Source organism: Rahnella perminowiae, assembly GCF_019049755.1.
GTDB lineage: Bacteria > Pseudomonadota > Gammaproteobacteria > Enterobacterales > Enterobacteriaceae > Rahnella > Rahnella perminowiae.
In genome coordinates, this window is the sequence record NZ_JAFMOS010000387.1 from 1 (window position 1) to 7,139 (window position 7,139).

5 protein-coding genes are annotated in these 7,139 nt (G+C 50.4%); all 5 read left to right on the plus strand.

Annotation, left to right across the window (positions count from 1 at the left end; translation table 11 throughout):
- Window positions 1-116 precede the first annotated feature (116 nt).
- The 5 genes from leuO to cra all read left to right on the plus strand — a co-directional run bounded on the left by leuO (window position 117) and on the right by cra (window position 6,952).
- Entirely contained in the window at window positions 117-1,064 is a 948-nt protein-coding gene (gene leuO, locus J1785_RS05065) for a transcriptional regulator LeuO (RefSeq protein WP_129953331.1), read from the plus strand.
- Window positions 1,065-1,352: 288 nt separating this feature from the next.
- Window positions 1,353-3,149, plus strand: coding sequence for an AMP-dependent synthetase/ligase (locus J1785_RS05070; RefSeq protein WP_217218948.1), 1,797 nt, complete (start codon window positions 1,353-1,355; stop codon window positions 3,147-3,149).
- Between the two features lie 419 nt (window positions 3,150-3,568).
- Entirely contained in the window at window positions 3,569-5,287 is a 1,719-nt protein-coding gene (gene ilvI / locus J1785_RS05075) for an acetolactate synthase 3 large subunit (protein WP_129953209.1), read from the plus strand.
- A gap of 2 nt (window positions 5,288-5,289) precedes the next feature.
- The gene (gene ilvN / locus J1785_RS05080; RefSeq protein WP_217218949.1) at window positions 5,290-5,781 is read left to right on the plus strand and encodes an acetolactate synthase small subunit; all 492 of its coding nucleotides are present in this window, start codon (window positions 5,290-5,292) and stop codon (window positions 5,779-5,781) included.
- A 166-nt stretch (window positions 5,782-5,947) separates the two neighbouring features.
- Window positions 5,948-6,952: a catabolite repressor/activator gene (gene cra, locus J1785_RS05085; RefSeq protein ID WP_217139508.1), complete on the plus strand. Its 1,005-nt coding sequence runs from the start codon at window positions 5,948-5,950 to the stop codon at window positions 6,950-6,952.
- Window positions 6,953-7,139: the final 187 nt, after the last annotated feature.

The following is a 7,139-nucleotide window of genomic DNA, read 5'->3' on the forward strand; positions in this document are numbered from 1 at the left end:
GTTTTCTCTGCCGATATTTATGTTCCCCAATGTCATCTCAATGCCGCGCTTTATAAAATAGATTATTGAAGATAATCATTTTTATTTGGATTCGAATGTCAATTATGAGGGATATCATGTCTGACGCCGATACAGAAATTCACCCTAAACCTGCTGAGGCAGAAACGCACCTTCGAAATGTTGATTTAAATTTGTTAACAGTTTTTGATGCCGTGATGCAATTACAAAATATTACACGTGCGGCCAATATGTTGGGGATGTCCCAGCCGGCGGTCAGTAATGCCGTTGCCCGTTTAAAAGTAATGTTTAACGATGACTTATTTGTGCGTTTCGGGCGTGGGATCCAACCAACAATGCGCGCGCGTCAGCTTTTTGGCCCTGTCAGACAGGCCTTGCAGCTCGTGATGAATGAATTACCGGGGGCAGGTTTTGACCCTTTCCTCAGTACGCGCCAGTTTAATGTCGCTATTTGCAGCCCGCTCGATAAACGCTTCACCAGCCAGGTGTTGAATGCTGCAGAAGAATTATCACCGGGTGTCAGTGTTAAACTACAGACCATTGTGAACGATGATATTGAACATCAGTTGCGTTATCAGAATATAGAATTTGTGATCAGTTATCGTAAGTTTGAACGTGCTGATTTTTGCAATCAAGCTTTATTCAATGATGAGCTGGTCCTGGTTGCAGCGCAAAATCATCCCCGTATCAGTCCGCATATGTCAGATGAAAAATATCTGAAAGAAAAACATGCTGTCATGATGATGGACCGGTTCTACTCGTTCAGCTCTCCTTATTACGACGACTCTGAGTTAGTTTCGTTGATTTCCTATCAGGGAACTGATTTATTTAGTGTCATGGAAATTGTCTCCAAAACCGACATGGTTGCACTGGTGCCGCGCTGGCTGGCACAGGCAAATGCCGGAATACTTAATTTGTCAGTCATTCCGCTACCGTGGATGAAAAATACACTCACATGTTATCTTTCCTGGCATGAATCCTCCAGCAAAGACAAAGGCAATATGTGGATGAAAACATTATTGAGCCAGTGTGTTGTTTCTCTGTAATCAGATAGTCTTTACGATGTTTTTTGCGGCCGTGATTGCAGCGAAAGTGGCTGCCTGCTCTTCTTTACATGGTTTTTTATCCTGCAGGTTTTTTCCTCGTTAATGCCCTGCAGGTTTTTTTTCGTCATCGGATTTCCGGGACATCTTCCCAAAACCCTGCTGCTGCTCCTACAATTTCATTTCACCGTGCAATATTTGCCGGTAGACTGCGTTAAATTTTTGTAACAGAGCAACGCAGTGAGCTCCCTCCCTTTTACTGACTACGCCTGACGCCGGTATAAACGCTCAATGAATCCAACCTTAAATGATTACCATCAGATAACCCGTTTCCGTCAGCAAGTCAGTGCCCGTGCTGAACAGACTGCATTTCGCGAGTGGTCCCCGGCGGTGACATCCGCCCTGACCTGGCGTGAGCTTGGCGGAAAGGTGGATGCCTTATCCGATGTGTTATTGCAGGAACACGTTGGCGTTCAGGAACGCATCGCCATTTGTGGGAATAATTCGATAGCCTGGGCGACGGCAGACCTGGCGATCTTGCAATTGCGTGCGATCACCGTGCCGGTTTATGCAACTAATACCCCCGCGCAGTCTGCGTATGTCCTCAATGATGCGGATATCCGTATTTTGTTTGTCATCGGCCAGAAGCAATATGACGCAGCGGTGGCCGTACGTGATCTCTGTCCGCAACTGAAACATATTCTGGTGCTGGACAATGAGGTCGAGTTACGTGGCGTACCGATTGCCCGGCATGTTTCTGGCGTCGTTCCGCAGGATGCGGCTTTAGCTGCTGAGCGTGAAGTGCGGATCAATGCCCGTAACCTCGATGATCTGTTCACGCTTATCTATACCTCCGGTACCACCGGAGAAGCAAAAGGTGTGATGCTGGATTATCGCAGCATGGCGACGCAACTGATGCAGCATGAAAAGCGTCTGAGTATTACTGAACATGATGTTTCCCTCTGCTTCCTGCCGCTTGCGCATGTTTTTGAACGCGCGTGGAGTTTCTTCGTGATGCATAGCGGTGCGCAAAATGTCTTCCTGCGCGAAACCGATCTGGTGCGTGAGGCCTTGCAGGCCATTAAACCGACGGTGATGTGTGCGGTTCCGCGTTTCTATGAGAAAGTGTTCAGCGCGATCCACGACAAAGTCGCCCGCGCGGGACCCCTCAAAAAGCGGCTTTTCCACTGGGCCGTCGCACAGGGTAAAGAGAAGTTTCTGATCGAACGTCGTGGCGGGCGTCATCCGTTTTGGCTGACGCCCGCACATTTTCTCGCCGATAAGCTGGTGCTGAAAAAGTTGCGTGATTTGCTGGGAGGTAATCTGCGCTTTCTGCCTGCCGCCGGTGCGAGTCTGGATGACAACGTCATTCTTTTTTTCGAATCACTCGGCCTGAACATCAAATATGGCTACGGCCTGACGGAAACCTGCGCGACGGTGACCTGCTGGGAGGAAAATGACTTCCGCTTTGGTTCTGTCGGTACGGCGTTGCCTGAGATTGAAGTACGGATCGGCGAGGAGAATGAAATTCAGGTTCGCGGCCCGACATTACTGCGTGGTTATTTCAATAAGCCGGAAGAGACGGCGGCCAGCTTCACCGCTGACGGCTGGTTCAAAACCGGTGATGCCGGGAAAATGGATGCACAAGGTAACGTATTCATTACTGAGCGGCTGAAAGATCTGATGAAAACGTCCGGGGGTAAATACATTGCTCCACAGCGTATCGAAGGCACGCTGGTTCAGGATCGTTATATTGAGCAGGCAGCCGTTATCGCCGATGAACGGCACTTTGTTTCCGCGCTGATCGTGCCTGATTTTGATGTGCTGAATGTCTATGCCCAGGCGCACCATATCGATTACTTCAATCGCGCCGGGCTGGTGAAAAATGCGCAAATCCTCTCGCTGTTTGCTCATCAGTTACGTGAGATACAGCATGATCTGGCCGGTTTTGAGCAGGTGAAAAAGTTTGTATTGCTGACCAAACCTTTCACGATGGAGGCCGGGGAACTGACGCCAACCCTTAAACTGCGCCGCAAAATCATTTTCAGCCGTTATCAGAAGGAAATCGATCAGCTTTATCATGAGTAATGCTTCACCACCCGCTTCATCATTTTCTTTTCTGAATCACCGGTGCCTGTCACTTCGCCGGTTTTTCCCTTCGTTTTACCTCCCTTACAGACATAATTTAATACTGTAATTTTTCCAGCCTCCCTTATATTTCTGACTGGTTAATGCGCGCAGGCAGTGTTTTGTCCCGAACGAAAGAATGAAGGCAGTGTGAGGCGATAAAATTCTGTCTGCACAGAATTTTTGGCGTTTGCCTGACTCGGGTTCTGACGCTAAGGTACTGAGTTAGATTCTTGAACGCTAATAAGAACAGCAGGGTGTAGTAAGCCCGATAGAAAGTCCTAAAATTCAGCGATTTATGTTGAAATCGCTGCTGATAGAACAGCTAGCTGAAGCAAAAGTCATCCTATAGAAGAAGCAAAAAGCCTGGAGGCAAAACCATGGAGATGTTGTCAGGAGCCGAGATGGTCGTCCGGTCATTAATCGACCAGGGCGTAAAGCACGTATTCGGTTATCCCGGCGGTGCGGTGTTGGATATCTATGATGCCCTGCATACGGTCGGTGGGATAGATCATGTGCTGGTGAGACATGAACAGGGTGCGGTTCATATGGCGGATGGTTATGCGCGTGCTACGGGTGACGTGGGCGTCGTGCTGGTAACTTCTGGCCCCGGCGCAACCAATGCTATCACCGGTATTGCCACGGCTTATATGGATTCCATTCCGTTAGTGGTGCTGTCCGGCCAGGTACACAGTTCGCTGATCGGTTATGACGCATTTCAGGAATGCGACATGGTGGGGATTTCCCGCCCGGTGGTAAAACACAGCTTTCTGGTAAAACGTGCGGAAGATATTCCGACTGTACTGAAAAAAGCGTTTTATCTTGCCTCTACCGGCCGTCCTGGCCCGGTGGTTGTCGACCTGCCAAAAGACGTAGTGAATCCGCAGATTAAACTGCCTTACGCCTATCCCGAACAGGTTGCGATGCGCTCTTATAACCCGACGGTGCAAGGCCATCGCGGGCAAATCAAACGCGCGGTGCAGACATTACTGGCGGCGAAGAAACCGGTGCTGTACGTGGGCGGCGGTGCGGTTAATTCTGAATGTGACGCTGAACTGCTGCAACTGGCGGAGAAACTGAATCTGCCTGTCACCAGTTCCCTGATGGGGCTGGGCGCATTTCCTGGCACTCATCGCCAGAGCCTCGGTATGCTCGGCATGCACGGTACTTACGAAGCCAATATGGCGATGCATAACGCCGATCTGATCTTCGGGGTGGGGGTGCGTTTCGATGACCGCACCACCAACAATCTGGCGAAGTACTGCCCGAATGCGACGGTTATGCACATTGATATCGACCCGACGTCCATTTCCAAAACCGTGAATGCTGATATTCCGATCGTGGGCGATGCGAAACAGACGCTGGTTCAGATGCTGGAATTACTGGCACAAAGCGATGAAAAACAGGAATTCGATGCCCTGCGCGACTGGTGGCAAAATATTGAGAACTGGCGCGGGCGTGAGTGCCTGAGTTACGACAAAAATACCGGTACCATCAAGCCACAGGCCGTTATCGAAACGCTGCATCGCCTGACTCAGGGTGATGCGTATGTGACGTCGGACGTCGGGCAGCACCAGATGTTTGCCGCGTTGTATTATAAGTTCGACAAACCGCGTCGCTGGATCAACTCGGGGGGGCTCGGCACGATGGGCTTCGGACTGCCCGCTGCACTGGGTGTGAAACTCGGCCTGCCGGATGAAACGGTAATTTGTGTTACCGGTGACGGCAGTATTCAGATGAACATTCAGGAGCTGTCAACCGCGCTGCAATATGATTTGCCGGTGATCGTTGTGAACCTGAACAATGGTTATCTTGGCATGGTGAAGCAGTGGCAGGACATGATTTACTCCGGTCGCCATTCCCAGTCTTACATGCAATCGCTGCCTGATTTCGTGAAACTGGCGGAAGCTTACGGGCATGTGGGTATTGCTATCCGCACGCCTGATGAGCTGGAAAGCAAGCTGGCGCTTGCGCTGGAACAGAAAAACCGTCTGGTATTTGTTGATATCAGCGTGGATGAAACAGAACACGTTTACCCGATGCACATCCGTGGCGGTGCGATGGACGAAATGTGGTTAAGCAAAACGGAGAGGACCTGATCATGCGCCGGATTTTATCAGTATTACTGGAAAATGAATCGGGGGCATTGTCCCGCGTTGTTGGCCTGTTCTCTCAGCGTGGCTACAACATTGAAAGCCTGACCGTTGCACCGACGGATGATCCCACGCTGTCACGTATGACCATTCAGACCGTGGGTGATGCCAAAGTACTCGAGCAGATAGAAAAGCAGCTCCATAAGCTTGTGGACGTCTTACGAGTGACCGAGCTGGTGCAGGGCGCTCACGTTGAGCGTGAAATCATGCTGGTGAAGGTGCAGGCTTCGGGTTATGGCCGCGAAGAAGTGAAGCGTTCAACCGAGATTTTCCGCGGGCAGATCGTCGATGTCACGCCAACGCTTTACACCGTTCAGCTGGCGGGTACCAGCGACAAGCTTGACGCGTTTTTGGCCTGTATTCGTGATGTGGCTGAAATCGTCGAAGTTGCACGCTCCGGTGTAGTTGGCGTTTCCCGTGGCGACAAGATCATGCGCTAAAGTGTAAATAATCAGCAAGATGTGAAACTTATCTGATATATACAAGCCCGGCTGCTGAGCCGGGCTTTATTTTTGCGAATCTGGTGAAGCGATTCGGTAAAACACCTTGCCCGGCAGGGGCTTCTGCGGTTAGATAAAGCATTATCTTTATTAAGGGGTTTTCTCAGTGAAGCTGGATGAGATCGCGAGGTTAGCGGGCGTTTCGCGTACAACGGCCAGTTATGTCATTAATGGCAAAGCGAAACAGTATCGTGTCAGCGATAAGACAGTCGAAAAAGTGATGGCTGTCGTGAAGGAACATAACTATCACCCGAATGCGGTGGCAGCGGGCCTACGCGCCGGTCGCACCCGTTCTATTGGCCTGGTGATCCCGGATCTGGAAAATACCAGCTACACTAAAATCGCGAACTTCCTGGAACGTCAGGCCCGTCAGCGGGGTTATCAGCTGCTGATCGCCTGTTCTGAAGATCAGCCTGACAATGAGATGCGCTGCATCGAGCATTTGCTGCAACGTCAGGTCGATGCAATCATCATTTCCACGTCGTTACCGCCGGAACATCCTTTCTATCAGCGCTGGGCCAACAACGATTTCCCGATCATTGCACTTGATCGCGCTCTTGATCCTGAACATTTCATTAGTGTGGTGGGAGCCGATCAGGACGATGCACTGATGCTGGCGCAGGAACTGCGCTCTTTCCCTGCTGAATCGGTATTGTATCTTGGTGCGCTGCCTGAGCTTTCCGTGAGTTTTCTGCGTGAGCAGGGGTTCCGTCAGGCATGGGCTGAAGATCCACGTCAGCCAAAATATCTTTATGCGAATGCGTATGATCGTGAATCCGCGGCGATTGTGTTTGCCGAATGGTTGAAAACGAACCCGATGCCACAGGCGTTATTCACGACATCATTCCAGCTGCTGCAGGGCGTGATGGACGTTACGTTAAAGACGGAAGGACGTTTGCCGGTCGATCTGGTTATCGCCACATTTGGTGATAACGAACTGCTCGATTTCCTTGAATGCCCGGTTCTGGCCGTGGCTCAGCGTCATCGCGATGTGGCTGAACGCGTGCTTGAACTGGTTCTGGCTTGTCTGGATGAACCTAAAAAGCCGAAAGCAGGGCTAACCCGTATCCGGCGTAATTTGTTCCGCCGGGGCCGTCTGAGCCGAAAATAATCAGCAGGCGGGCATTCATAATGACTGCCCGACTCTTTCTTCGTTGCTGAATCGCGTTAAACCTTCCGATAATTTGTCTCACCGGTTCTTATAATCAAAATACGAAAATTCCCATATGACTTTAACGGGTAATTTAGGAGCATTCCCAGCCTGCTGAATTATTAACAAATGTTTTATGCTTTCTTGC

Excerpts from the sequence above, each read along its gene's own strand:
- ilvN (WP_217218949.1), top strand. The coding sequence starts at position 5,290 with ATGCGCCGGATTTTATCAGTATTACTGGAAAATGAATCGGGGGCATTG.
- J1785_RS05070 (WP_217218948.1), top strand. The coding sequence starts at position 1,353 with ATGAATCCAACCTTAAATGATTACCATCAGATAACCCGTTTCCGTCAG.
- leuO (WP_129953331.1), top strand. The coding sequence starts at position 117 with ATGTCTGACGCCGATACAGAAATTCACCCTAAACCTGCTGAGGCAGAA.
- ilvI (WP_129953209.1), top strand. The coding sequence starts at position 3,569 with ATGGAGATGTTGTCAGGAGCCGAGATGGTCGTCCGGTCATTAATCGAC.